We start from the raw sequence: 24914 nt of genomic DNA, 5'->3' as shown, positions 1-24914 counted from the left end.
GAAGGCGGATCCATGCCGCACAACGACGAATTCGACGCCGGACTGCAGATCGAGCGCCGCACCATCGAAGTAATTCCGGATGCCGAACGCCACGGCACCGCGCGCAATCAATTCACCCTGTGGTTCGGGGCGAATATGCAGATCACCGCCATCGTCGACGGTGCGCTCGCGGTGGTATTCGGCGCCGATGCGCTGTGGGCGATCCTCGGTTTGCTGCTCGGCAATATTCTCGGCGGCATAGTCATGGCGCTGCATTCGGCGCAGGGTCCGCGGCTCGGGCTGCCGCAAATGATCTCCAGCCGAGCGCAATTCGGCGTCCTCGGTGCGGTGATGCCGCTATTGCTCGTAATCGTGATGTATCTCGGTTTTGCCGCGACCGGAACGGTTTTGGCCGGTCAGGCGGTGAACAAGATTCTGCACGTAGACAATTCGAACATCGGCATTCTCGTCTTCGGTGCGCTCACGGCCGTGGTCGCAGTGACCGGCTACCGGCTGATCCACGTCATCGGGCGAATCGCCACCGTGGTCGGCACTATCGGCTTCACCTACCTGACGATCCGCCTGTTCGCCGAATACGACGTCAGCGCCTACGTCGGTACCAAATCCTTCGACATCGTCACCTTCGTCCTCGCGGTCTCCCTCGGTGCCGGATGGCAGCTGACCTTCGGACCGTACGTCGCGGACTATTCGCGCTATCTGCCCCGCACGACCAGTGCGCGGACCACCTTCTGGTCCACCTTCGCGGGCAGCGTGCTCGGGTCGCAGTGGGCGATGACGCTCGGCGCGCTGGTGGCCGCCGTCGCCGGAAAAGCGTTCCTGGGCAATCAAGTCGGATTCATCGGCGATCTCGCGGGCCCATCCGCGATCGCGCTGCTGATCTACCTGGTGATCGTGGTCGGCAAGCTCACGGTGAACTGTCTCAACGCCTACGGCGGGTTCATGTCGATCCTTACCTCGGTGACCGCGTTCAGCGGTCAGTCGCGCACCACCCAGGCCACGCGAACGGCCTATATCGTGGGCTTCACCGTGGTGTCGATGCTGATCGCCATCGGGGCCAGCGCCGACTTCCTCAATAACTTCAAGAACTTCGTGCTCGTCCTGCTGATGGTGTTCACGCCATGGAGCGCGATCAACCTGATCGACTACTACCTGATCTCACGCGAGCGCATCGACATCCCGGCGCTCTACAATCCGGACGGCCGCTACGGACGCTGGAACGTCACCGCCCTGGCCTGCTACACCCTCGGCATTCTCGCCCAGATCCCGTTCCTCGCACAGAAGCTCTACACCGGCCCGATCACCGATATGCTCGGCGGCGCGGATATCTCCTGGATCGTCGGCATCGTCTTCACGGCGGCCATCTACTACCCGCTCGCACGTCGCACGAGCAATCCGCCGGACCGGATGATCAATCCCACGGACACCGTGGATGCTCCGGTGTCCTGAGAACGATCACTCGGGAACTTTTGCGAGTTCCATCGCGACCGCGCGGCATTCGAAGAGCATGAGCGGCAGCCGCATACCCGTGCCAACCGAGTTGTCCTGAAAGGCCGACCGCCCCGACCCGCAACAGGGCCGGGGCCCACGTCCCAGGGTGACCGGGATCAAGCCACGGCGTTTCGCTGCGTCGCCGGTTGGATCGGGTGCTCGAATTCGATCGAGCGACCGCTGTTTTCGCGACCCCGACCTACGACGCGTGGTGCGTCGGGTGGTAGTGCTCCCAGGCGTCGGCCAGCGACTTGCGCACGTCGTGGGGCAGGTAATCCCGGATTTCCGCACACAGATGGACGCTGTTGCCGCAGTCGTCGCACCAGATCCGGACCGTACGCGCGTCCTTGGCAACGGCTTCGGCGATCCAGTCGGCCCGCATATTCCCGTGGTCGACGGTGGCTACCCATCTGTCCCCGTAACCATCGACATCCTGATGGATGGCATTGACCATGGTCACCGCGAACATCGGGTTGGGCTGAGCCTTCTTCTTCGTCATAGCGGGAACCCTCCAGCCCTAGAGCGAAATGTTCGTGCGGCTTCAGCAACCGGTTGGTGACCGATTGCTTCGCGACGCAGGAAGCAACCGTAACTCCGGCCGACCCGCCCGGCAAGAGTCCGTTTTCGGGTGGAAACCGAAGGGAATCCGCAGGTAAAGAGATCGCAAAGGACCTAGCCGCATCGTCGGTATGGTGGGGCGGCCGCCTGTGCCGCCACACTGAACGCCTGCCTGATTTCGGCCACAGCAAACGAGTTTCCGGCGCGGTTCCCATGCCGCGGCCCGATCTCCATCCAGCGCCGGCACTCCGGAAACCTGGCCCGCGCTACCGGCTTCCGGGATTGGTCAGGGGGAAGGCGTTGGGCACGAAGGGGAGTCCGAGTTGCGACGGCGCGGGAGCGGGAACCGGATCGAACGCTCGGCCGAGTGCTCGCTGAGCGCCGACCAACCGTCCCTGCGCAGGTGTATCCACGCCGCGATCAGGACGATGAGGAATTCGATGACGTAGCCGTTGATCAAGACCTTGGTGATCGGCCACCACGGCGGCAGCAGGAACACTCCGATCGACACCCAGGTCTTGCTCCAGTGGTACGTCCACGCGGCGGTCACGGTGAACAGCACCGCCGCCGCCACCCACCAGCGCCAGTTGTCCAGCCCTTTATGCACGAGGAAGACGAACAGCGGCACGAACCACACCCAGTGGTGGCCCCAGGAGAACGGCGACACCGCACACGCCGTGAGACCGGCCAGGGTGATCGACAGCAGCCGCTCACCACGCTGATACAGCGCCGTCGTGACGGTCAGGCTGGCGATCGCGACCGAGATCGCGATGAGCAACCACAACCACACCGGCGCGGGACCGCCGAGCAGGTGCGCGATGACACCGCGGATGGACTGGTTGGACGGGTGGTTGTCGGCCGCGATCCGGTTGGATTGGAAGAACGTCGAGGTCCAGTACTGCCGGGAATCGGTGGGCAGGATGACCCAGGCGAAGGCGATCGAGGCGAGGAAGGTGACGAATGCGGTAAGCGCCGCGCGCCACTGCCGCAGGACGGCGAAGTAGGCGACGAAGTAGATCGGGGTGAGTTTGATACCCGCCGCGAGTCCGACGCCGAGGCCACGCAGTTTGCTTCGGTCCTCGCGCAGCGCGTCCAACAGCACCAGCAGCATGAGCACCAGGTTGATCTGGCCGAAGTAGAGCGTCTGTCGGACCGGCTCGATGAATACGCAGGTCGCCGCGATCAGCACGCTGACCACTACCAGCCGAGTCGTGATCCGATAGCCCAGCAGCCGCCAGCTGAGCAGCACACAGGCGATGAGTACCGAGAGGTTGACCGCGAGCCAGGTGTTCGTGACGTACCCCCACGGCACCATGTAGATCGGCACGAACGCGATGGTGGAGAACGGCGTGTAGGTGTACAGCAGGCCGCGCATGGTCGGCTCGGTGTACAGCGGAATATCGTGCACGATGCGCCACGCACCGTCCCGATAGATGTGCACGTCCAAGCCGCCGACCAGGAACCCGCCCTTGTCCAGGAAGGGATCGATGGTGGTGAAGAGCAGGATCGCCGACAGCAGGGCGCTCCCGGCGAGCAGGTATATCGCTGGTCCCGTACGCGGAAACTCCAGCTTCCGGGTGTCTCGCACCGATCCGCTACGACCGAGGCAACACCGTCGCAGGATTCGAGGTACAGGATCCTGTTGGGTGATAAGACCTCATCACGACGACCGATCCATCCCTTCGTCCCGCACCTGCTGCACTACGGCGATAGCCAGTTTTTACCGTACCTAATGACCCGCGCCTGCATCATGCCCCGAAGTGCCGGGGCAAGCAAGCGGCGGGGTCATCGTTGCCGGCTGGCCCTGGCCCGCCTGCGCTCCGCCTGTAGTTCGGCAAGTTCTTGTTCGAGCATCTCGGCGATGCGGAACTGCCCGGTGTCGTGGATATCGGGCGTGCGAACCACCTGCAGGTGCGAATCCGGCTCGGCGGGGGCGTTGCCCTTGCCGCGCGAGTTCTCGGTCGTCCTGCTGTCCTTGCGGCCCTCGAGCGAACTGGGCTTGCGCGCCGTGGCCGCGCTCGACCCGTTGCCCCTGCGCAGTGCCGACACGACCGACGGCTTGCTCTCCGCGGCGGGCTTGTCCTGGCTCACCGGGGCGGCCTTGCGCGCGGGCGCCTTGGCGGGCTGCGCTGGGCTCTCGGCCTTCGCGACGGGCTTGGTCTCGGCGATCGGTTCCGGCTCGGGCGGTGCGAAGGGGTTGTTCTTCGGGACCACCGGCTTCGCGGCCACCGGCGCGGTCGGCTCCTTGACGACAGCGGCGCGGTTCTCGGTCTTCGCCGGAGCGGGCCGCTGCTGAGGCTCCGCATTGTCCGGCGCCTGACCGTTGGTCGGCGCGGGACGCTTCTCGGGTGCGTCCGAGCCCTCTTGCGCGGCAGCGCTTTCCCTGTCGGTCGACTCCTCGACCTCCACCGCTTCGGCCTCCACGATCTCGTCGGCTGCCAGTTCGGCGTCCTGTTCGGCACTTTCGGCAGCCGTCAGCACCCCGTGTTCCGCGGACTCCTTCTCCGCACCCGGCGCCACCAGGGCCGCCTGGGTATTCGCGCGATAGGACGCGATCGATGGCATCGTCTGCTTGAGTTGTTCGGCCGGATCGGGCAACTCGCGGACCTGCTCGGTGGCCCGGTAGATGGCCAGGCCGTAGCGTGCGCTGGCCGCGTCGTGAATGAGCAGGGCGACACCGATCATCACCGGCGCGACCGCGTGCACACCGGTCTCGTACCATTCCCCGTCGCGCAGGTAGGGGTAGGTGTTGAGGGTGACAGTCAGTGACAGCAGGGCGATTTCGGCCGCGGCGACCTGTCGGCGGTTGTCGATCACGCCCCATTCGGCGACCTTATTGGTGCCGACCATGATGATGATCAAGCAGACGCTGATCATCGCCTCGATGAGGTAGCTGAACCAGTACAGCGGATCGCCCGGTCCGCCCGGCGCGATGTTGTGCTGCACATTGACCGCGGACCACAGCATGCCCGCCGCCACCACGCCCGCCAGCGCGCGCAGTGACCATCCCCGGTGCCGGTACAGCGACGCCAATTTGGCATGCGGGCTGGACTCTCGCCGCTGTGCCGCAATTGCCTTGCGGGCTACCAATAGATCTCTGATGTCGGCCTTCTCGATCGCTTCCGTGGTCTGCCTGGCGCGGTCGGCCGCGGAGGCCGCGGCCTGAACCTGTTTCCATCGCTGCGCGCGATCCTCGCCGCGAATCTTCTCCGCTAGCTCACGCTCGGCGACCAGTTCGTCCTCGGAGAGCGCCTCGGTAAGCGCGGGATCGAACTGGTAGGCCAGTCGACCCCGGGCCCGCTCGACCCTTCTCGCGAGCTGTCCGACCTCGTCCTCGACGGGATGATGCTCGATGGTCAATTCGACTCCCCGCGGGAGAGATTCGACGGCAGACAAGTGATCACGCGTGGGAACGGCACCAGACATTCATAGTCGATTCACCGTTGCCAGCGAAACTGTCAATTTGCCGCCGGTGGGTTGTCCTCCGGCGCGCCGCGCGCGACACACGCATGCGAAGTTTCGATTTAACGACGATTCGGCACTCGCGAACGCCGCTCGCGGCGCAATGAACGTACGGTTCACCGGCCCGGACTAGCTGCGGCACGACTGCTCGCCGCCGGCAAAACAGCCAACCAGTCGGTTTCCCCAAGGGGTGTCGACACATTCGGGCGTGTCGTCGCCAACTGGTCGATAGGTCAGGCGATTTCGGATCCGCTCGGGCGATGCGCCGCGACGTAGAGGGCAGTTCGATGCCCTTGCGTTGCGCCAGTCGGAACTTCAACTCCGACTCCAGCGTCCCTCCAGATGCAGATGCAATCGGCCTTGGGCAGGCCGCGAACGAATGCGGCGAGATCCGTTGACATGCAGCCATCCCCTGGACGGCCGTCGTCGGAATTGGTTCAGGCCGCGTCCGACAGCGCCTCGTGCCAGTGCCAGGTGTCGGTGTATTGGTGCAGTACGAGGAGCTTTTCGTCGGCGATATGCCAGATGTGGGCGAATTCGGCGGCCACATGCTTGCCGGTGGCGCGCGCGGTGCCGCGGTAGTGGCCGGTGACAATCACGGTGTCCGGGTGTGCGTCGAACCATTCCTCGGCGAAGGGCGCGATCTCGTATTCGCGGAACACCGGCTGCCAAATACCTGCGAGCGCCGCCTCAGGGCTTTGTGCCTGCGTGACGGTCACGCTGGGCATCCCCGGGGCCACCCACCCCTGGAAGCGCGGATGCAGCGCATCGAGGATGCCTGCGGGATCCCCCGATTGCGTTGCTTTATAGAACTTTTCGACTACGTCTCGGTTGCTCATATCCTCATATTAGAGTGATCGTTCCATATCGACCAGAGGCGGCAGACGGTGATCCGTGGCACAACTCGTCAGTCGCGGATGCGGGATCGCAATGCGAGTACGCCCGCGGCCGAGCCGATCATGGCGAGGCCGACGACCCACAGTCCGGCTCGCTGGGTACCGGTGAGGTCCTTCAGCGCACCCGTGACATACGGTGCGACGAATCCGCTGATATTGCCGATGGAGTTGATCAGGGCGATACCGCCCGCCGCGGCCGCACCGGAGAGGAAGCTGCTCGGCAGCGCCCAGAAGGTGGGCAGCGCGGCGAGCACTCCGACGGCGCAGACGGTGACCGCGACCATGGCGGCGAACGGGTTGCCCAGATACAGTGCCGCCGGGATGGCGAGCCCACCCACCAACGCGGGTAGTGCGACATGCCAGGCCCGCTCTCCGGTTCGGTCGCCGTGCCTGCTCCACAGCACCATCACGACGGCGCCGATCACGTAGGGCACCGCATTGATGAGCCCGCGCTGCACCACCGAATAGTGGGTGCCGTACTGCTGTTGGAAGCCGTTGATGATGGTGGGCAGGAAGAATCCGAGCGCGTACAGGCCGTAGACGATGCCGCCGTAGATGAAGGCGAGGCCGAGTACGCGGGGATGGGTGAGCGCCTTGCGCACCGTCCAGTGTTCGACCCGCGCGGCCTGCTCTTTGTCGAGTTCGCGGGTCAGCCAATCTCTTTCGGCCTCGGACAGCCACTTGGCCTGTGTGGGACGGTCGGTGAGGAAGAACCAGGTGACCACCGCCAGCACGATCGCGGGCACGCCCTCGACCAGGAACATGAATCGCCAGCCGCTGAGGCCGAAGACGCCGTCGCCGTACTGGATGATCAGGCTCGATACCGTCGAGCCCAAGGCGGTCGAAATCGGCACCGCCGTCATGAACAATGCGACGATCTTCGCGCGCTGGGTCTGCGGAAACCAGTAGGTGAGATACAGCAGGATGCCGGGAAAGAATCCGGCCTCCACCACGCCGAGGGTGAATCGCAGGATATAGAGCCAGGTTTCGTTGGGCACGAATGCCATGACGGTGGCGACCACACCCCAACTCACCATGATTCTGGCGATCCAGCGGCGGGCGCCGAACCGGTGCAGCGCCAGATTGCTCGGCACCTCGAGTACGAGATAGCCGATGAAGAAGATGCCGGAGGCGAAACCGAAGGCCGTCTCGGTCAGACCGAGATCCGTTTTCATACCGCTGGGCCCGGCGAATCCGATATTGACCCGGTCCAGGTAGTTGATGAAATACAGCAGCCCGAGAAAGGGCACCAGTCGAATCGTGACCTTGCGCAACGTCGCGCGGGACACCTCGGGCGTTCCATCCATTCGCGAACTCTCGACCCGCGTCCACCCTGGAGTCAACTTCCCAGGCCCGGCGATACGAATGTGCAGCGACGGGCGGACCCGGCAGTCGACCTACCGGCCGCCCGGCTACTGTCGCAGACAGGCGTGACATCGGGAAAGGCCGAGCCGGGAGAGGTTGGTAGTCGATGGGTGTTGGTGGTCTTCGATTGGCCTCGGTTGTCGCCGCCATTGTGCTCGGATCCGTTCTGGCAGGACCTCGTTCGTACGCGACACCGGGATCGGTGGTGACCGGGGATGGGTCGAGGATTACCAACATCCGGGTTCGGGATGATCGGCATCTCACGTTGACGGTGTATTCGGGGGCGATGGGACGGGAGTTTTCGGTGCAGGTGCAGCGGCCTGCGGATACCGGGGCGCCACGGCCGACGTTGTATCTGCTGGCCGGGGTCGATGGTGGGGAGGATGGCGCGACATGGGGTACGAAGACCGATGTCATGGGGTTTTTCGGGGATAAGAACGTCAATGTGGTGCAACCGCTCGGTGGGGCCTACAGCTATTACGCCGATTGGCGAGTGGCGGACCCTGTGTTGGGGGTCAACAAGTGGCAGACGTATCTGACTCGGGAATTGCCGCCGTTGATCGACGCTGCGTTGGGCACCAATGGGCGCAATGCCATTGCGGGGATCTCCACTTCGGGTACCTCGGTGCTGTCACTGGCGATTTCGAATCCCGGGTTGTACCGATCCGTCGGCGCATTCAGCGGGTGCGCGCAGATCAGTGATCCGGTCGGGCAGGCGTTCGTCGCGCTGTCGGTGCGCAAGGGCGGCGGTGATCCGGTGAATATGTATGGACCGCCGCAGGATCCGATGTGGGCAGCAAACGATCCGTATGTCAATGCCGAAGCCCTGCGCGGGCTGAATTTGTACCTCTCGGCGGGGAGTGGACTGCCCGGGCCGTACGACAATCCCACCGATCCGCATACCCAGAGCTGGGCAGAGGGTGGGTTGCCCCTGCAGGTGACGATGGGCGGTGCGATCGAAGGGTCGACCGCTTGGTGCACCCGCAACATGCGGACCAGGCTGAATCAGCTCGGTATTCCCGCCACCTACGACCTCGAACCCACCGGCACCCACTCATGGGGTTACTGGGAACACGCACTGAAGGATTCCTGGCCGGTTCTCGCTAATGGACTCGGCGCCTGAACCCCCTGAGTGTGACGCCCGACGTACTCGACCAGGCGAACGCTGTCCGCAGGCTGTACCCGTCCTTGCGTCTCGACCTCGCCGACGCCGTCATCGTCGCCTTGGCGGCCGACTACGAAACCGACGGGGTCCGCACACTCGGCCGGCGAGACTTCCGAGCTCTGACGCTCGCTCACGCAGCACAAAACCTTTTCGCATACTGCCCGACGATCTCTTATACCTCGGCAATCGACAACGGCGATACTTATGGGGCACTCGGCGACATCTAGGAGGATTTGTGTCCGAAACCGTGCGTGGCGTGGTTGCCCGTAGTAAGGGCGCACCGGTCGAGCTCGTCGATATCGTGATCCCGGATCCCGGGCCGCACGATGTCGTGGTGCGCATCCAGTCCTGTGGGGTGTGCCATACCGATCTGCACTATCGCGAGGGCGGTATCAACGACGAGTTCCCGTTCCTGCTCGGGCATGAGGCGGCGGGCATCGTGGAGACCGTCGGGGATGCGGTAACCCATGTTGTCGCGGGCGATTTCGTCATTCTGAACTGGCGCGCGGTGTGCGGTGAATGTCGGGCGTGTAAGCGTGGCCGCCCGTGGTACTGCTTCGCCAGCCACAATGCGAGCAAGAAGATGACCCTCGCCGACGGCACCGAACTCAGCCCGGCCCTCGGCATCGGCGCATTCGCGGATAAGACGCTGGTGCACGAGGGTCAGTGCACGAAAGTCGACCCGGCTGCCGACCCGGCCGTCGCCGGACTGCTCGGCTGCGGCGTCATGGCCGGTCTCGGCGCCGCAATGAATACCGGCAATGTGTCGCGCGGCGATACGGTCGCGGTCATCGGCTGCGGCGGTGTCGGCGATGCCGCCATCGCCGGTGCGCGACTGGCGGGTGCGCGGACCATTATCGCGATCGACCGTGATCCCCAGAAGCTCAGCTGGGCAACGGAATTCGGTGCGACCCACACAATCGATGCGACCGAGACCGACGTCGTCGAGCAGATCCAGCAATACACCGACGGTTTCGGCGCGGATGTAGTCATCGACGCGGTCGGACGCCCGGAGACTTGGAAGCAGGCCTTCTACGGACGCGATCTTGCGGGCACCGTCGTGCTGGTCGGCGTCCCGACCCCGGATATGACCATCGATATGCCGCTGATCGACCTGTTCTCCCATGGCGGCGCGCTGAAATCCTCCTGGTACGGCGACAGTCTGCCCGAACGCGATTTCCCGATGCTGGTCGATCTGTACCTGCAGGGCCGATTGCCATTGGAGCGCTTCGTCACCGAGCGCATCGCCCTGGACCAGGTCGAAAAGGCCTTCTCCGCAATGCATGCCGGTGAGGTGCTGCGTTCGGTGGTGGTCTGGTGAGCCTGCGCATCGATCGCGTCGTCACCTCCGGCACCTTCTCACTCGACGGCGGCACCTGGGATGTCGACAACAATGTGTGGCTGATCGGCGACGATACCGAGGTGCTCATCGTCGACGCGGCCCATGATGCCGACGCGATCATCGAAGCCGTCGGCAACCGCAATGTCGGCGCGGTCGTCTGCACCCACGGTCACAACGACCACGTCACCGTCGCACCGGAACTCGCGAAACGCCTCGACGCCCAGATCCTGCTCCACCCCGGCGACGATCCGCTCTGGCGGATGACCCACCCATACGTCGACTACCAATCACTGGCCGATATTCAGCGAATCACCGTGGCGGGCACCGATATCGAGGTCCTGCACACACCCGGTCACTCCCCCGGCTCGGTCTCGCTCTACCTGCCCGAGGCCACCGCCCTGTTCACGGGCGACACCCTGTTCAACGGCGGCCCCGGCGCCACCGGCCGCTCGTTCTCCGACTTCGGCACCATCATCGAATCCATCCGAGACCGCCTGCTGACCCTCCCGGAGGAAACCACGGTCCACACCGGCCACGGCGACGGCACCACCATCGGCACCGAAAAACCCGCACTCGCCGACTGGATAGCCCGCGGGCACTGATTACTGCTCGACGTATGCCTTGATGCGCTCGAGGGTTTGACGCATGCCGTCCCGGTTCGTCTTACCGCGGGCGCGCCCGGCCACCCGCCAGTAGAGGCGCAGCGGGAGGTTGTTTTCGTTCAACTGGAACGATTCGGTCACGTCGGTGCCCCCCTCCACGGGCGTGAACCGGTAGCGCCAGGTATTGACCGCCGTCCCGCGCGGTCCGAGCACGGTGAATGCGAACTCACGTCCGGGCTCGCACGCGACGATCCGGCAGACGGTCCAATACGTCAGCCCCCAGCCATTGCGGTTGACGTGCCCGCGGAACTTGACGCCGACGGCGGGAGCCGTTGCCCCACCGAGCCATTCGGTGTCGAAGGTCTCCGGTGAGAACTTCCCGGTATTCGTGATATCGCTGACCAACCCCCAGATCTTGTCTGCGGGTGCTGCCATTCGAACCGTCACGCTATCGTGCATGCCTGCACGCTAGCAGGCGCCTTCTCAGACAGGTCCGCTCAGTGCGGATCGATATCGGTCCAGAAGGCGACCAGGTCGGCGCAGACGCGGGCCGAGCGCTCCTCATTCGGCAGGTGTCCGACACCGTCGTAAACCGCGGTACGCGCACCCAATTCCTCGGCATAGCGTTCGTGCACGCTCGGCGGCCACAGATCACCGGAGTTGCCATAGGCGACGAGAATCGGCAGGCCGGTGGCGCGCAGCGCGGCGGTACAGTCGGCCGGGCCCTCCATGACCCGCATGATGCCGACCAAATTCGCCTTCTTGGTGGTGAAGATGCGGTTGCGCAGGAATTCGAGTTCGGCGGGCGGAACCAGCGCCGCCACAGCCCTACTCATCTGCTCCCACAGCGCTTGCTGGCCACCGCTTTCGATGAGTCGGGCGACCAATTGTGGTGGCGCGAAGTTGATACCGGAGGCCGAGGACGGACCGGATGCGAGCAGGGTGAGGCTGCGGAAGCGGTCCGGATGCGCGGCAAGTGCGGCACGGGCGACATAGCCGCCGAACCCCTGGCCCACCAGGTGAATCGGTGTGTCATTCGAGATCTGGTCGGCGACGATGATCAGATCGTCGGCGAAACCGGCCATCGTGTATTCGGATACGTCATCGGGACCGTCGGACCGCCACTGCCCGCGCTGATCGTAAGCGACACAACGGAATCCGGCTGCGGACAGAATCGGCAGCATGGCCTCGAAGTCCTCTTTGGAGCCGGCGAAGCCGGGGACCAATAGGACCGTGCCACGCATCTCGACGTCGTGCGGCGGCACGGATTCCCAGGCGGCCAGTGTGCCCGCCCCGCCGTGCAGGGTGAAGGATGTGGACTGCGCGGTGGCGTGGCTCATCGGTTTCCTCCATCGTGCTCGGCACTAATGCGGCAACACCTCCATTCTAGCCGAGCGCACATTCGGGATTGTTATTTATTCGAGATATTTCAGAATAAGGTCATCGGCTCGGTCGGAATGGGGTCGGGCAGCGGCTCGAGTTCGGGCAGGCGGGCGCGCACCTCGTCGTGGAAGCGGCGGGCGAGATGCAAGGAGGAGGCGTTGTCCGGGGTGTGGATGAAAACCGTTGGTGAGCGGCCCTCGTGCAGCCATGCGACGACGATCTCGAGCCACGGCTGCCAGCCGGCAATCGTGCGCTCGGCCGAATCGCGGCCGTGATAGCGGACGATCGGGAATTCGGTGAGCGCTTGCGTACGGCGCGGCACCCGCGGTTTCTTCGCCCGCGCCTCGGCCTCCGCGGCGCTTTCGGCGGGTCCTTCGAAAAGCAAAGTGGTGTCGAAGGGCACCCATTCGGCACCTATGCGCGCGAGCAGCTGCTCCAATTGCCTTGCGGCGCTGTCATTTTCGAAGAACGCGGGATGACGGACCTCGACGGCGGATCGGTACGAGTCGGGCAACGTGCGCAGGAATCCGGCCAGCGTCCCGAGATCGGTCGGTCCGAATGAGCCCGGCAACTGCACCCACAGTGCGTGGATGCGCGGACCGAGCGGCTGCATCGCATCCAGGAAAGTGCGCAGTTCGACCTCCACACCCTGCAGCCTGCGCTCGTGCGTAATCGGCTTGGGCAGTTTGATGACGAATCGGAAGTCGGGATCGGTCTGCTTCGCCCACGACTCCACAGTGTTGCGCGTCGGCGTCGCATAGAACGTCGTATTGCCTTCCACCGCAGTGCACCACGAGGCGTAGTGCCGCAACCGCTCGGCCGCAACCGGTTGATATTCCTGCCATGCCGCGTGCGTCCACATCGCACATCCCACGTGAAGCCGCATGACAGCGACGCTAACGCACCCACCGGCCACCCATCCGGGCGGTCGAGGCGGGTTCACGTACGCTGACGGCTGCACCTCCAGCACCTCGGGAAAGAGATCATGACGCGGTTCGAGAACGTCAGTGTGGCCAAGAAGGCCAATGTGTACTTCGACGGCAAGTGCATCAGCCACAGCATCGAGCTGGCCGATGGCACCGCGAAGTCGGTCGGCGTCATCCTGCCGTCCACTCTGACGTTCAACACGGTCGAGCCGGAGATCATGGAGCTGATCCAGGGCGAGTGCAACGTCACCCTTGCTGGTGAAACCGAAGCCGTGACCTACCGCGGCGGCGAATCGTTCTCGGTGCCGGGCAACAGCTCATTCGAGATCGAGGTGCTTTCGGCGGTGCACTACGTCTGCCACTTCGGCTGAGCCGCTCAGACGGGGACCGCACCCAGGGAATCTGCCAGCGCGGTCAACACATCCGCGCACCCGGCACCGACGGTGAGCGCGGCGAGTTCATCACCTCGGGTCCGGCCGCGATTCACGATGACGACCGGCTTGCCCTGTTTCGCCGCATATCGGACGAACCGCAGCCCGGACATCACCGTCAACGACGATCCCGCAACCAACAGCGCGTCGGCCGCCTCGACCATTTCGAATGCGGCGGCGACGCGCTCCTTGGGGACGTTCTCCCCGAAGTACACGATGTCCGGTTTGAGCATGCCGCCGCAGCGCGCGCAGTCCACCATCCGGAAATTCACGGTATCTGCGACCACAGCGTCCGCATCGGGCGCGACCTCCACCCCGGTGGCTGTCGCCGATGCGGCGAAACCCGGATTGGCCGCCTCCAACCGCTCGGCCAGGGTCATCCGCGAAATCAAAGCGGCGCAGCCGAGGCAGCGCACCCGCGCATACGTTCCGTGTAGATCGATGACCTGGCGATGCCCCGCCTTCGTATGCAGCAGATCGACATTCTGCGTAATCAACCCGGTGACGATGCCGGCCCGCTCCAACCGTGCCAACGCTCGATGCGCCGCATTCGGCCGTGACCCGTCCATGGCCCGCCACCCGATGTGATTGCGCGCCCAGTACCGCTGTCGAAATGCCGTATCCCCCACGAACTGCTGATATGTCATCGGTGTCCGCACCGGCGACCCCGGCCCCCGATAATCCGGAATCCCACTGTCGGTGGACACCCCTGCCCCCGTCAGCACCGCGACCCGCCGCCCCGCCAGCAGCCCGGACAAGCGCTCGACAGCGGATGCGTCGGAATCAGCGGACATGGAATTCAGAGTAAGCGTCGCCGCCCGATCGGTAACCCCGGGCGGCGACGCGGTCCGATCAGGCCTGCAGGCCGACCTCGATCTCCAGGGTGAGGGTGATCTTGTCGCCGATCACCGCGCCGCCGTCGGGCAGCGGCATATCAATGGTGATGCCGAAGTCGCGGCGGTTGATGACGGTCTTGGCCTCGAAACCGGCGACCGGGCCCTGGCCCATGCCCGGGTTGACGCCGAGGAATTCGACGTCGAGGGAGACCGGACGGGTGGTGCCGCGGATGGTGAACTCACCGTCGACCACGAAATCCTCACCATTGACACGGAATCCGGTCGACTTGAAGGTGGCTACCGGGAAGTCGGCGGCGTGGAAGAAGTCGGCGGTGCGCAGGTGCGCGTCGCGCTGCTCGTTATCGGTGGTCACCGAATCGACCACGATCTCGGCCTCGGCCGAGGCGGTGCCGTCTTCATTGATGACCAGCTTGCCGGAGAAGTCGGCGAACCGACCGCGAACCTTGCTGACCATCAGGTGACGCACGGTGAATCCGAGGGTGGAGTGAGCGGTATCGATGACCCAGGTGCCTGCGGTCAGGGCTTTTGCGGTGGTGGTCGACATTGTCGGTCTCCTCGTGTAGTTGAGATTTCAATTACTTGGATATGAAACAGGTATTCAGTTCTGGGATCAGGACCGGCGCGCCGTTGCACCGGGGATCAGGTCACTGCGCGACCTCCACGGCCTTGCCTCGATCCCGGGCGGCGACCAATGACGCATGAGTCGGCGCATCCGGGACATGAGCCGGACGCAGTGCGTCGAACTCCTTGCGCAGCACCGGAACTACCTCCGCGCCGAGCAGTTCGAGTTGCTCGAGCACCGTTTTCAACGGTAGACCCGCGTGGTCCATCAGGAACAGCTGTCGCTGATAGTCGCCGAAGCTTTCCCGGAAGGTCATGGTCTTTTCGATGACCTGCTGTGGACTGCCGACGGTCAGCGGCGTCTGCTCGGTGAAGTCCTCGAGCGACGGGCCGTGGCCGTAGACCGGCGCGTTATCGAAGTAGGGCCGGAATTCGCGCACCGCGTCCTGAGAGTTCTTGCGCATGAACACCTGTCCGCCCAGGCCGACAATGGCCTGGTCGGCGGAGCCGTGGCCGTAATGCTCGTAGCGGCGCCGATACAGCTCGATCAGGCGCTGGAAGTGGCCCTTCGGCCAGAAGATATTGTTCGCGAAGAAGCCGTCGCCGTAATAGGCGGCCTGCTCGGCTATTTCCGGACTGCGGATCGACCCGTGCCAGACGAACGGCGCTACGCCGTCCAGCGGTCGCGGCGTGGCGGTGAACGCCTGCAACGGAGTACGGAATCGGCCCTCCCAGTCGACCACGTCCTCGCGCCAAAGCCGGTGCAGCAGATGGTAGTTCTCGATGGCCAGCGGGATGCCTTCGCGAATGTCCTTGCCGAACCAGGGGTAGACCGGACCGGTATTGCCGCGTCCGAGCATCAGATCGACGCGACCGTCGGCCAGATGCTGCAGCATGGCGAAGTCTTCGGCGATCTTCACCGGATCGTTGGTGGTGATGAGTGTCGTCGCGGTGGACAGCTGCAACCGCTCGGTCTGCGCCGCGATATAGCCGAGCATCGTGGTCGGCGACGATGGCACGAACGGCGGGTTGTGGTGCTCGCCGGTGGCGAATACGTCCAGGCCGACCTCTTCGGCCTTGCGCGCGATCGCGACCATCGCCTTGATGCGCTCGTGCTCGGTCGGGGCCCGACCTGTCGTCGGGTCGACCGTTACGTCGCCAACGGTGAAAATTCCGAACTGCACGTCGCCTCCTCTCGGAAAGTCTGACACCTATTTGGTGGATATGGCAACCAACAGGGCGGTGTCGTCATCTATTCCCGAGGGTTACCGGTCACTTGCGCAGCCGCGATTCCAGGCCGTCCATCACACAGAGCAGACCGAAATCGAAGGCCATCGCGCGGGCGGTCTGATAATCGGCGGGTTGCATCTTCCGGTAGTCGTCGAGCATCTCCGGATAGTCGGAGGCGAGCTCATCCATGACGTCGAGCACCATGTCCTTGTCGAAACCCTTGTCGCCGAATGCCTTCGCCGCAGTGATCTCCGGGATGACCTGCCCGAGTACGTAACTCGTCACGGTGCCACTCGCGAGGTAGATATCGACGCCCGTGAATCCGGCGTCGATGAAGGTGCGGCGCAGTCGATCACTGAGTTCGAAGGCCTTCGGGCCGACGCTCGGCAGGGAGCCGATCAAGGCGGTCACCCATGTGTGGTCGAGCATGGTGAGCCGGAAGTTGTAGGCATAGGTCGTGACGACCTCACGCCACGAGGCCTCGTCGGGATCCGGGATTCGCACCAGACCCCAGATCTCGTCGAGGACGAGTTCGAGCAGTTCATCCTTATTCGCGACATGCCAGTAGAGACTGGTCGCGCCCGCATCGAGCTTGGCTCCGAGCTTGCGCATGCTCAACGCGCCGAGGCCCTCGGCATCCAAAACCTCGATTGCGGCGGCGACGATCTGGTCGCGGCGCAGTCCGGCCGCCTTCGGCTGGCGTGGCTCGCGGGTCCATACCGAGGAGAACTGCTGCTTTGTCACCCGGTCAGCATAATTCTCTCGCACATTGTGCGATTCTATCGTACGGTGTTCGAGTGGAATCGAACGTTGTACGAGATCCTCGCCGCTGGTGGATTCTGGGGGTCCTCTGTCTGTCGCTGCTGGTGCTGATGATCGACGGCACTGTGCTCAATATCGCTATTCCGTCCCTGATCCGGGAACTCGACGCGACGCCGTCGGATATCCAGTGGATCCTCGACGCCTACGTCCTCGTCTTCGCTGGACTGTTGCTCACCGCGGGCAGCCTCTCCGACCGGTTCGGGCGGCGGCGCATGCTGGTGCTCGGGCTGGCGCTGTTCGGCGCTGCGTCCCTTGCCGCCGTCTTGGCCACCGAGCCGTGGCAAGTGGTCGGGGCCCGCGCACTGATGGGCGTCGGCGGTTCACTGCTGATGCCATCGACCCTGTCCATTCTCATGACCACCTTCGCCGAGGACGAGCGCCGTAAGGCGATGGCGGCATGGTCCACTGTCTCGATGGTCGGCATCGTCCTCGGGCCGACGCTGGGCGGCTTTCTGCTGCAGCACTATTGGTGGGGTTCGGTGTTCCTGCTCAATATCCCGGTCGCGGCGCTCGCGATTGTCGCCGCGCTGGTCCTGATGCCGGAATCCACCGGTGAGCAGCGACCGGTCGACCTGATCGGCGTGCTGCTTTCCATCGTCGCGCTCACTTCGACGGTGTACGTGATCATCGAGCGCGAGTGGAATATTCCGATGATCGGCCTCGCCGTGGTCACGGGACTGGCATTCGTGGTCTGGGAGAGCCGGTCCGCGCATCCGATGCTGCCGCTGGCGGTATTCCGCAATCGCGATTTCACCGGCACCTGCTGCACACTGCTGCTGATGGTGTTCGGTATGGGCGCGATCATGCTGATGCTCACCCAGTATCTGCAGTTCGTGCTCGGCTACGGACCGATGAAGGCGGGTCTTGCCCTGCTGCCGTATGCGGTGGCCGCAGCGGTGTGCAACGGTCTCGGCGCGACGCTGGGCAAGAAGTTGAGCAATAAGACACTCATCGTCGCCGGTCTACTGGTCATGGGCGGGGCGTTCGCGATTCTGGCCGTCGGTTCCGGATATTTCGCGGTATTGGCCAGCATGCTGGTCATGGGGATCGGCGGCGGTCTGGCGGGTCCGGCCGCGTATGCCGCGATCATGAGCGCCATTCCGCTGGCACATGCGGGCGTCGGCTCGGCCATGAACGATACGTTGCAGCAGGTCGGCATGGCGATCAGCATCGCGATCCTCGGCAGCGTACTGGCCGGTGTGTTCACCGCGCATATGCCCGACGACACGCCCGAGGCCGCCCGTGAATCCATCGGCGCCGCTTTCCAACTCGGATATGCCGAACCGGCCAAGGAAGCGTTCACCGATGCGATGTCGACCGGCGCCTGGATCAGTGCGGGCTTCAGCATCGCCGCCGCCCTACTGGGACTGGCGCTGCTGCGGACACGTCCCGCGCCCCAGATCGACACGCCGGAGGAAGTAACCGTGTCATAGCTGACATCGATTTTTCGTTCCGAATCAGCTGGTTTCGCACCGCAGGCTCGGCTAGGCTCCCCTCGACCTCGCTGCCCGCACATCTGAGTACATTTGCGCGGGAAGCATCTCGAGCAGGAGCGTCGAGCCTGCGCGGGCGTTTGCGAAGAGCGAATAATCTGATGACTGAACGGAATTCCGAATGAAGCTTTGCGATAGCACTGCGGCGGCGATCCTTGTCATCGGTGCCGTGACCTTGGGCGCCGGAGTCTCGCATGCCGAGCCGGTCGCCGCCCCCCCGCGGCAGGACATCACTTACTCGGTCAAGCTAGCCGACAAGACCGTCGTCGCCAGCGTGCGCGGCGGCACCTTCACCCTGTCCAAGGCGGCGGAAAGCGAGCTCGCGGCGGGCGGCGAGGGGCGGCTGGTCGACAAAGACGGCACGCTGGTCGATAAAGACGGCAAGGCCGCCGATCTCGCCGATGTGGTCGATGTCGTGGATCTGGCCGATACCGACGGCCACGTCGTCATGACGCTGCCGCTGCGATTCCGGATTGCCGATACCGAGATCCCGGTCAAGCCCGTGGTCGAAAAAGACGGCACGGTACTGGAACTGGCGCCGGAGAAGCCCGCCGGACTCGACATCTCGCAGCCGCTGGCCGTCAAGCCGGTGGCATCGATGCCCGAAAACCAGCGCGCCCGTGATGAATTCGCCACGCAATTCGGCCTGGCCTCAGCGGTCGGCGGCTTCGTCGGGACCGCCATCGGCGCGGTCATCGGATGTGTCGCAACCATTGCCGCCGGCTGCATCGTTGGCCTTACCACCGGTGCGGCCCTCGGCGGGATCGTCGGCACGATAGCCATAGGTGGACCGGTACTGATCGCGTCCGGCGTGGATTACGTCAATACGATGTTGGCTCCGGACGGCGCCACGCGTTTCGCGGATAAGACGACCCAACCCGCGCCGACCACTACGGCCGCGCCGAAATAGGTCATCGGGTATACGCGGGTCGCTGGCCAACCGAAAGGCCAGCGACCGCCCTGCCGCGCGCAGCGGTTCGCCCGAGTACAGGGTGCGGCTCAGAATGAACGCACCCTCGAGTGCGCTCAACAGCGCGAAGGCGAATCGGCGCGCCTCAGGGGCGTCGAGTCCGTGACGGACGAATTACTGCCGAACGGCAAACTGGTCGAGGTCGACGACGCCTACGTCCCGTCCGTGCTCAACCGCCCGGAAGCCGTCGCCACGGCAATGTCGGCCTTCCTGACCGCCGTACCGCACACCTGACTCCCTCACCCGCAGAAGGCGGCGTCTACCAGGCCGTCCAGGGCGGGCTTGTAGCCGAGGCCGAACAAGGGCGGGACTTGGTTGAGGCTGACGGTTATCGAGCGGCCGGGGGTGTAGCCACCGAAGACGAAGAACCCGTCCATGGCGCCGCCGTGGCTCCAGATATCGACGCCGCAACCGTTGGTGCGATGGAACAGACCGAGACCGACATCGTCGGGCAAGGCTGGATCGCCGCCGTGGATGGTGTGCTGCATTTCGGCAAGTTCGGTTGGGCGAAGCAGCTTTCCGGTGAGCAGGGCGGTGAAGAAGCGGTTCAGGTCGGCATCGGTGGAGACGAGCGCGCCATCGGCCAGGCCCCAGCCCGGGTCGATATCGGTGATGTCGACCTGCACGCCGTTGAAGATCTGATACGCGCGCGGGTGTGGACCGCGAATCACATTCTCCTGCGGGAATGCGGGCCAATAGGTGTCGCGCAGTTGCAGGCGGTCGAGAACCCGGGAGGTCACCTCGGCACCTACCGGCCGTCCCGTGATCTGCTCGATCAGTTTTCCGGCCAACAGGTAATTGGTGTTGGAGTAGCTGAAAGCCGAACCGGGCGCGAACATAGCGGGCATATCCAAACCGAGTCGGATCAGCTGATCCGCGGTTTGGTACCGCTGCAATGCCTCGACCGACCCCCAGTCCAATCGAACGAGATAGTCCGGAATACCGCTGGTGTGCTGCAACAGATTTCGGACGGTGATCAGATTCCCGTCACCGCCGGGGCCGCGCACCACACCGGGCAGATAATGCTCGATCGGAGCGTCGAGCTGGATTCGCCCCTCCCCCACCAATTGCAGCACCACGGTCGCCACGAAAGTCTTGGTATTGCTGGCGATTCGGACCTGTGCGTCATCGGGAAATGCCTCGTGCGTCACGAGATCGCCGACACCGCTATCGAACTGGGTCGCGTCGCCGTCTGCGGTGACGACCAGCTGCGCACCCGGAACGAAAGCCGAATGGACCAGGCCATCCAGCCCGGCTTGCAGCACGTTGAGGCGCACCGGTGCCGGTAGAGCCGAGGACGCCGCGAGATGCGGCAGCACCGAGATCATCAGTGCGGCGAGCAAAGCCGTCGTTACCTTGAACCGCCGCATTCATCCTCCGTCGCCAGGGTCCGCGCGGCCTTTGCTTCGGCGCGGACGGTGATACCCGCGCGGGGTCCCATCCGGTTCGCAGAAGAGACCGGCGCGGGCGCGTCGTTGGTCGGAATGTCTCGTCGGATCAGCCGTCATAGGACACATGCGGCGTCCAGTCGTCGAGGGGGCGGACGGCGGCGGTGTGCAATGCCGCGGCAACCCGCTCCCGAGTAAATGCCCCCGCACCGAGTACACCGTTGATCTGCACCGCGACGGCCCGGAAACCATCGGGTGCCATGGTGGTGTCCAGACTGGTGACGAGATTGCGCACCGCCGCCTTCTGCACGCCGAGGGAGGCGGCCTGATTCCACGGCTTATCCGCCGCCGCGCTGCCCGTTACCAGCACACGCGCACCATCGGCGAAGAACGGCCGCGCGGCCTGCACCGCGGGCAGCAACGCCGCGGCGCCGATCGTGAAGTCCTCGATCAGTTCCGCGACGGTCAACCGCAGCGGATCCGCCTGCCGGAAGATGCTCGGGTTGAAGTGCAGCACGTCGATCTGCCCGTGCCGCTGGCCCACCTCGGTCACAATACGAGTGACATCCTCGGGATCGGCCAGATCCACACCGACACCTTCGGCATCGAAACCCTCGCCCAGCAATTCCTTCGCCAACGGCTCGGCCTCCGCGACGGTCCGACAGGCCAACACCACCACATATCCATCGCGCGCGAAAAGACGGCCGACGGACAATCCGACGCCGGGACCGGCACCGAGGACGAGCAACACTGGAGCAGCCATGTATACGAGACTAGATCGTGAATCCGTGCAGATCACACTGTCCGATTCTTGCCCGCCCCGAGCGGCGTCGGTAAGACTGGAAAGGTTGAGCAGACCCTAGCGAGTGCAACTAGTCGGTAGCGGGCATAACCCGGGCGTGCGCTGTGTCGAATACCCGAAACGAAAGCTGAGGCGGCGAGAATGATCCGGGACCCAGGTCGCCGCCATGGATGACGACACCGTCGAGATTCCCAAAATCACCGAAACTCGACGCCCCAGACACCGACGAGCCGAACCGAAACCCCATCGCGGCCGCAATGCGGCAAAGATCGCGATGCGCGTTCTGACCTCGATCGCCGCGCTCGCCGTCCTGTCCGGCACTGGGTTCGCCTGGTCGGCCAAGACCGAATTCGATAACGGTTTCACCCACACCGATGCGATCGGCAAGGATGCGCCACACTCACTCGGCGGCGATCTGAATATCCTGCTGATCGGCCTGGATACCCGCAAGGACCTCGACGGCAACGACTTGCCGAAGGCAATCCTGGACCAGTTGCACGCCGGCGACGGCGACAATGGCGGCTACAACGCGAATTCGCTCATCCTGCTGCACATTCCCGCGGATATGCACAAAATCGTCGCCTTCTCCATTCCGCGCGACGACTATGTCGCGGTATCCGGCATTCCGGGCTACGACCACGCCAAGATCAAGGAGGCCTACGGGCTGAAAAAGGCCGCCACCGAGACCAAGCTGGAAAACGCGGGCATGAAGGACAAGGTGGCTCTGGAACGCGCGGGCCGCGAGGCGGGGCGGGCCTCCATCGTGCAAACGGTACGCAATCTGGTCGGCGTCCCCATCGACCGCTTCGCCGAAATCTCGCTCGTCGGCTTCTACGACCTCGCCGATAAGCTCGGCGGCGTCGATGTCTGCCTCAACCACGCGGTCGACGACAGTTACTACTCCGGCGCGGTCTTCCCCGCGGGCCCGCAGCACCTGGATGCCGCCAATGCGCTGTCTTTCGTGCGCCAACGCCACGGATTGGAGAACGGCGACCTCGACCGCACCCACCGCCAGCAGGCCTTCCTGACCTCGGTCGCCAAATCGCTGAAGGACACCGGCACGCTGACCAACTTCAGCAAGCTCTCCGGACTCATGGACGTGGCGCACCGCGATATCGTGCTGTCCGACGGCTGGAACCTGCTCGACTTCGCCCGTGACCTCGGCTCGGCGGGCTCGATCTCGGTCGAATTCCGGACACTGCCGGTGCTGCGCTACGACAATATCGACGGTCAGGACGTCAATATCGTCGATCCGGCGGCCATCAAGAAGGAAGTGCGCGCCGCCTTCGGCATCGAAACCACACCTGCCACCTCGACGCGCACCCCGACCAGCATCGTCGATGTCCACAATGCGAGCGGATACAGCGGCCGAGCCGCCCAGCTGTCCACCGCGCTCACCAAGCGCGGCTATCCGGCGGGCACCGTGGCCACTGGCACCCGCGCCGACGGTACGACCTCGACCCTCACCTACGGCATCGGCGCCGAGACCGATGCCGCGCAGCTGGGCGACCTCATCGGCCTTACCCCGACCGCATCGCCGAATGCCGAACCCGGCCACATCACCGTGGTCGTCGGCACCGATTTCACCATGCCCGCCGAACTCGTGCCGACCACCAGCGCGGCGCGGACCACCACCTCCGCCGAGCCCGTGCCCGATGCGGGCAAGCCGGTCGCGACCACGATCGGCAGCAGTGTGCCATGCGTTAACTGACGCCGGAGTCCGCGCAGGTCACACCCGCAGCGGCGAAATGGACCCGAAACGGCCGGTAAACTACGGCACGGGCCAGTATGTCGTAGGTACGCCGCAGGGAACGTACGGCGAAACACAGGAGAGTCATGTCGAGTCGCCGCTTCCGGTGGAAAGTCGCTGCGGGTTTTGCATTGGTGACGACGTTGCTCGTCGCCGGGTGTTCGTCGAAGTCGGAAACGCCGACCACCCAGGCCGGACCGCCGCCGCCCCCGATCGTCATCACTCCGGGCGGTGGCAACAATGTCGATCCGCTCGCACCGGTCGTGGTTACCGCGAATGACGGCATGCTCACCTCGGTGAAGCTCACCAATGAGGCGGGCCGTTCGATCGAGGGCATCTACACGCCGGATAAGACGGCGTGGAAGCCTGTCGATCCGCTCGGCTACGGGCACACCTACACGATCAGCGCCGAAAGCCTCACCATCACCGGCCGCGTCGGGCCGACCACCTCGACCTTCAGCACGCTGGCGCCGAACAACCAGACCAAGGTGTATATGACCACCACCGGCGGCACACCGCTGGCGGACGGTGGCACCTTCGGTGTCGGCACCGTTGTGGTCGCGCATTTCGATGAGGATGTCCCGGATAAGGCCGTCGCGGAGAAGCGGCTCTCGGTGACGACCAACCCGCCGGTCGAGGGTTCCTGGTACTGGCTCGACAGGCGCAACGCGCACTGGCGGCCGCAGCAATACTTCGCACCGGGCACCAAGGTGACCGCCGCGGCCAACATCTACGGCGCGGACCTCGGCGGCGGCCTCTACGGCCAGGAGGACACCAAGACCACCTTCACCATCGGCCCATCGCATGTCTCCATCGCCGATGACAACACCAAACAGGTGCAGGTCTTCGAGAACGGCAATCTGATCCGCACCATGCCCACCTCGATGGGAAGGGGCGGCAGCGAGGTCATCGGGGGTAAGACGCTGACCTTCTGGACCCAGCCGGGCATCTACACCGTGATGGACAAGGGCAATCCGGTGATCATGGACTCCTCCACCTATGGCCTGCCGGTCAATTCCCGGCTCGGCTACAAGGAAGCCATCGGCTGGGCCACCCGCATCAGCACCGACGGCATCTATCTGCACCAGCTCGATTCCACAGTCTGGGCGCAGGGCAGCCAGAACCTCTCGCACGGCTGTCTGAACCTGAGCGCCACGAATGCCCAGTGGTTCTACAATTTTTCTATTCCGGGCGATGTGGTCGAGGTCCGCAATACCGGCGGCGCACCGCTCGAGGTTTGGCAGAACGGCGACTGGGGCATGCCGTGGGACGAGTGGCTCCAGGGCAGCGCCCTGCACTGACCTCTTTTGCGGGCCGCACCAGAATTTCCGGACGAAAGTATCCGGTGTGGCAGAATCGTCGGCATTATGACCGTCTTGACCAGCGCTTCTCCGGACCGATTACCCCGAGGGCCGCATCGCTT

The 24914-nt window shown here is 64.5% G+C and carries 25 protein-coding genes; 11 read left to right on the top strand and 14 right to left on the bottom strand.

Translation table 11 applies throughout. The features are described from left to right. Positions 1–12: 12 nt before the first annotated feature. A complete protein-coding gene (locus ACIBJI_RS10030) occupies positions 13–1446 on the top strand; it encodes a cytosine permease (protein WP_364350496.1) in 1434 nt (477 codons plus the stop codon). Between the two features lie 241 nt (positions 1447–1687). Here the strand turns inward: ACIBJI_RS10030 and ACIBJI_RS10025 are convergent, their stop codons facing one another. From ACIBJI_RS10025 to ACIBJI_RS10005, 5 genes are all read right to left on the bottom strand, one after another. Continuing rightward, on the bottom strand, positions 1688–1987 hold the full coding sequence (locus tag ACIBJI_RS10025; RefSeq protein ID WP_364350499.1) for a hypothetical protein: 300 nt from the start codon (positions 1985–1987) through the stop codon (positions 1688–1690). A 345-nt stretch (positions 1988–2332) separates the two neighbouring features. Beyond that, positions 2333–3634, bottom strand: a complete 1302-nt coding sequence (locus ACIBJI_RS10020) for a glycosyltransferase 87 family protein (RefSeq protein ID WP_397083788.1) — start codon at positions 3632–3634, stop codon at positions 2333–2335. A 197-nt stretch (positions 3635–3831) separates the two neighbouring features. Next, positions 3832–5406 carry a hypothetical protein gene (locus ACIBJI_RS10015; RefSeq protein WP_364350505.1) on the bottom strand — a complete coding sequence of 525 codons (1575 nt, stop codon included), beginning with the start codon at positions 5404–5406 and terminating at the stop codon, positions 3832–3834. Positions 5407–5945: 539 nt separating this feature from the next. Beyond that, on the bottom strand, positions 5946–6347 hold the full coding sequence (locus ACIBJI_RS10010; RefSeq protein WP_364350508.1) for a nuclear transport factor 2 family protein: 402 nt from the start codon (positions 6345–6347) through the stop codon (positions 5946–5948). A gap of 68 nt (positions 6348–6415) precedes the next feature. Continuing rightward, a complete protein-coding gene (locus ACIBJI_RS10005) occupies positions 6416–7711 on the bottom strand; it encodes an MFS transporter (RefSeq protein WP_397083786.1) in 1296 nt (431 codons plus the stop codon). A 164-nt stretch (positions 7712–7875) separates the two neighbouring features. Between ACIBJI_RS10005 and ACIBJI_RS10000 the strand changes: the two genes are divergently transcribed. From ACIBJI_RS10000 to ACIBJI_RS09985, 4 genes are read left to right on the top strand one after another with little or no spacing between them, the layout of a single operon-like run. After that, positions 7876–8892: an alpha/beta hydrolase gene (locus tag ACIBJI_RS10000; protein WP_396955635.1), complete on the top strand. Its 1017-nt coding sequence runs from the start codon at positions 7876–7878 to the stop codon at positions 8890–8892. 11 nt (positions 8893–8903) lie between these two features. Continuing rightward, positions 8904–9161 (top strand): hypothetical protein, encoded by a 258-nt coding sequence (locus tag ACIBJI_RS09995; protein ID WP_396955634.1) that lies wholly within the window; start codon positions 8904–8906, stop codon positions 9159–9161. A gap of 8 nt (positions 9162–9169) precedes the next feature. Further along, positions 9170–10255, top strand: a complete 1086-nt coding sequence (locus ACIBJI_RS09990) for an S-(hydroxymethyl)mycothiol dehydrogenase (protein WP_364350520.1) — start codon at positions 9170–9172, stop codon at positions 10253–10255. Next, complete coding sequence (locus ACIBJI_RS09985) at positions 10249–10878, top strand: MBL fold metallo-hydrolase (RefSeq protein ID WP_397084230.1); 630 nt, start codon at positions 10249–10251, stop codon at positions 10876–10878. Before ACIBJI_RS09990 ends, ACIBJI_RS09985 begins: the two co-directional genes overlap by 7 nt. Here the strand turns inward: ACIBJI_RS09985 and ACIBJI_RS09980 are convergent, their stop codons facing one another. From ACIBJI_RS09980 to ACIBJI_RS09970, 3 genes are all read right to left on the bottom strand, one after another. After that, complete coding sequence (locus ACIBJI_RS09980; RefSeq protein WP_397083784.1) at positions 10879–11337, bottom strand: SRPBCC family protein; 459 nt, start codon at positions 11335–11337, stop codon at positions 10879–10881. It lies immediately after the preceding gene. A gap of 38 nt (positions 11338–11375) precedes the next feature. Next, positions 11376–12218: an alpha/beta fold hydrolase gene (locus ACIBJI_RS09975; RefSeq protein WP_397083782.1), complete on the bottom strand. Its 843-nt coding sequence runs from the start codon at positions 12216–12218 to the stop codon at positions 11376–11378. Positions 12219–12307: 89 nt separating this feature from the next. Further along, positions 12308–13147, bottom strand: coding sequence for a DUF72 domain-containing protein (locus ACIBJI_RS09970; RefSeq protein ID WP_364350532.1), 840 nt, complete (start codon positions 13145–13147; stop codon positions 12308–12310). A 99-nt stretch (positions 13148–13246) separates the two neighbouring features. Between ACIBJI_RS09970 and ACIBJI_RS09965 the strand changes: the two genes are divergently transcribed. Next, complete coding sequence (locus ACIBJI_RS09965) at positions 13247–13558, top strand: pyrimidine/purine nucleoside phosphorylase (RefSeq protein WP_364350535.1); 312 nt, start codon at positions 13247–13249, stop codon at positions 13556–13558. 5 nt (positions 13559–13563) lie between these two features. Here ACIBJI_RS09965 and ACIBJI_RS09960 read toward each other — a convergent pair whose 3' ends face one another. From ACIBJI_RS09960 to ACIBJI_RS09945, 4 genes are all read right to left on the bottom strand, one after another. After that, the gene (locus tag ACIBJI_RS09960) at positions 13564–14412 is read right to left on the bottom strand and encodes an NAD-dependent protein deacetylase (RefSeq protein WP_364350538.1); all 849 of its coding nucleotides are present in this window, start codon (positions 14410–14412) and stop codon (positions 13564–13566) included. A 58-nt stretch (positions 14413–14470) separates the two neighbouring features. Continuing rightward, a complete protein-coding gene (locus ACIBJI_RS09955) occupies positions 14471–15019 on the bottom strand; it encodes a YceI family protein (protein WP_364350541.1) in 549 nt (182 codons plus the stop codon). Positions 15020–15119: 100 nt separating this feature from the next. Further along, positions 15120–16220, bottom strand: coding sequence for an LLM class flavin-dependent oxidoreductase (locus tag ACIBJI_RS09950; RefSeq protein WP_396955629.1), 1101 nt, complete (start codon positions 16218–16220; stop codon positions 15120–15122). 88 nt (positions 16221–16308) lie between these two features. Then, complete coding sequence (locus tag ACIBJI_RS09945; RefSeq protein WP_364350547.1) at positions 16309–17010, bottom strand: TetR/AcrR family transcriptional regulator C-terminal domain-containing protein; 702 nt, start codon at positions 17008–17010, stop codon at positions 16309–16311. A gap of 53 nt (positions 17011–17063) precedes the next feature. On the opposite strand from ACIBJI_RS09945, the gene ACIBJI_RS09940 reads away from it, so the two are divergent. From ACIBJI_RS09940 to ACIBJI_RS09930, 3 genes are all read left to right on the top strand, one after another. Then, positions 17064–18521 carry an MFS transporter gene (locus ACIBJI_RS09940; RefSeq protein WP_364350550.1) on the top strand — a complete coding sequence of 486 codons (1458 nt, stop codon included), beginning with the start codon at positions 17064–17066 and terminating at the stop codon, positions 18519–18521. 181 nt (positions 18522–18702) lie between these two features. Beyond that, positions 18703–19491, top strand: a complete 789-nt coding sequence (locus ACIBJI_RS09935) for a hypothetical protein (protein WP_397083781.1) — start codon at positions 18703–18705, stop codon at positions 19489–19491. Positions 19492–19653: 162 nt separating this feature from the next. After that, positions 19654–19785: a hypothetical protein gene (locus ACIBJI_RS09930; protein ID WP_397083780.1), complete on the top strand. Its 132-nt coding sequence runs from the start codon at positions 19654–19656 to the stop codon at positions 19783–19785. A gap of 5 nt (positions 19786–19790) precedes the next feature. Here the strand turns inward: ACIBJI_RS09930 and ACIBJI_RS09925 are convergent, their stop codons facing one another. Then, a complete protein-coding gene (locus tag ACIBJI_RS09925) occupies positions 19791–20921 on the bottom strand; it encodes a serine hydrolase domain-containing protein (RefSeq protein ID WP_397083779.1) in 1131 nt (376 codons plus the stop codon). A gap of 127 nt (positions 20922–21048) precedes the next feature. Continuing rightward, on the bottom strand, positions 21049–21702 hold the full coding sequence (locus ACIBJI_RS09920; RefSeq protein ID WP_396955627.1) for an SDR family NAD(P)-dependent oxidoreductase: 654 nt from the start codon (positions 21700–21702) through the stop codon (positions 21049–21051). A gap of 205 nt (positions 21703–21907) precedes the next feature. Between ACIBJI_RS09920 and ACIBJI_RS09915 the strand changes: the two genes are divergently transcribed. Then, on the top strand, positions 21908–23452 hold the full coding sequence (locus tag ACIBJI_RS09915) for an LCP family protein (protein WP_396955626.1): 1545 nt from the start codon (positions 21908–21910) through the stop codon (positions 23450–23452). Between the two features lie 125 nt (positions 23453–23577). Continuing rightward, the gene (locus ACIBJI_RS09910; protein WP_364350568.1) at positions 23578–24792 is read left to right on the top strand and encodes an Ig-like domain-containing protein; all 1215 of its coding nucleotides are present in this window, start codon (positions 23578–23580) and stop codon (positions 24790–24792) included. Positions 24793–24914 lie beyond the last annotated feature (122 nt).

The sequence above is a fragment of the Nocardia sp. NPDC050408 genome, assembly GCF_044458905.1.
Taxonomy (GTDB): domain Bacteria; phylum Actinomycetota; class Actinomycetes; order Mycobacteriales; family Mycobacteriaceae; genus Nocardia.
This window is presented reverse-complemented; position numbering and strand designations above follow the sequence as displayed.

Excerpts from the sequence above, each read along its gene's own strand:
- ACIBJI_RS10030 (WP_364350496.1), top strand. The coding sequence starts at position 13 with ATGCCGCACAACGACGAATTCGACGCCGGACTGCAGATCGAGCGCCGC.
- ACIBJI_RS10025 (WP_364350499.1), bottom strand. The coding sequence starts at position 1,987 with ATGACGAAGAAGAAGGCTCAGCCCAACCCGATGTTCGCGGTGACCATG.
- ACIBJI_RS10010 (WP_364350508.1), bottom strand. The coding sequence starts at position 6,347 with ATGAGCAACCGAGACGTAGTCGAAAAGTTCTATAAAGCAACGCAATCG.
- ACIBJI_RS10005 (WP_397083786.1), bottom strand. The coding sequence starts at position 7,711 with ATGGATGGAACGCCCGAGGTGTCCCGCGCGACGTTGCGCAAGGTCACG.
- ACIBJI_RS10000 (WP_396955635.1), top strand. The coding sequence starts at position 7,876 with ATGGGTGTTGGTGGTCTTCGATTGGCCTCGGTTGTCGCCGCCATTGTG.
- ACIBJI_RS09980 (WP_397083784.1), bottom strand. The coding sequence starts at position 11,337 with ATGCACGATAGCGTGACGGTTCGAATGGCAGCACCCGCAGACAAGATC.
- ACIBJI_RS09975 (WP_397083782.1), bottom strand. The coding sequence starts at position 12,218 with ATGAGCCACGCCACCGCGCAGTCCACATCCTTCACCCTGCACGGCGGG.
- ACIBJI_RS09970 (WP_364350532.1), bottom strand. The coding sequence starts at position 13,147 with ATGCGGCTTCACGTGGGATGTGCGATGTGGACGCACGCGGCATGGCAG.
- ACIBJI_RS09965 (WP_364350535.1), top strand. The coding sequence starts at position 13,247 with ATGACGCGGTTCGAGAACGTCAGTGTGGCCAAGAAGGCCAATGTGTAC.
- ACIBJI_RS09960 (WP_364350538.1), bottom strand. The coding sequence starts at position 14,412 with ATGTCCGCTGATTCCGACGCATCCGCTGTCGAGCGCTTGTCCGGGCTG.
- ACIBJI_RS09955 (WP_364350541.1), bottom strand. The coding sequence starts at position 15,019 with ATGTCGACCACCACCGCAAAAGCCCTGACCGCAGGCACCTGGGTCATC.
- ACIBJI_RS09935 (WP_397083781.1), top strand. The coding sequence starts at position 18,703 with ATGAAGCTTTGCGATAGCACTGCGGCGGCGATCCTTGTCATCGGTGCC.
- ACIBJI_RS09925 (WP_397083779.1), bottom strand. The coding sequence starts at position 20,921 with ATGCGGCGGTTCAAGGTAACGACGGCTTTGCTCGCCGCACTGATGATC.
- ACIBJI_RS09920 (WP_396955627.1), bottom strand. The coding sequence starts at position 21,702 with ATGGCTGCTCCAGTGTTGCTCGTCCTCGGTGCCGGTCCCGGCGTCGGA.
- ACIBJI_RS09915 (WP_396955626.1), top strand. The coding sequence starts at position 21,908 with ATGGATGACGACACCGTCGAGATTCCCAAAATCACCGAAACTCGACGC.
- ACIBJI_RS09910 (WP_364350568.1), top strand. The coding sequence starts at position 23,578 with ATGTCGAGTCGCCGCTTCCGGTGGAAAGTCGCTGCGGGTTTTGCATTG.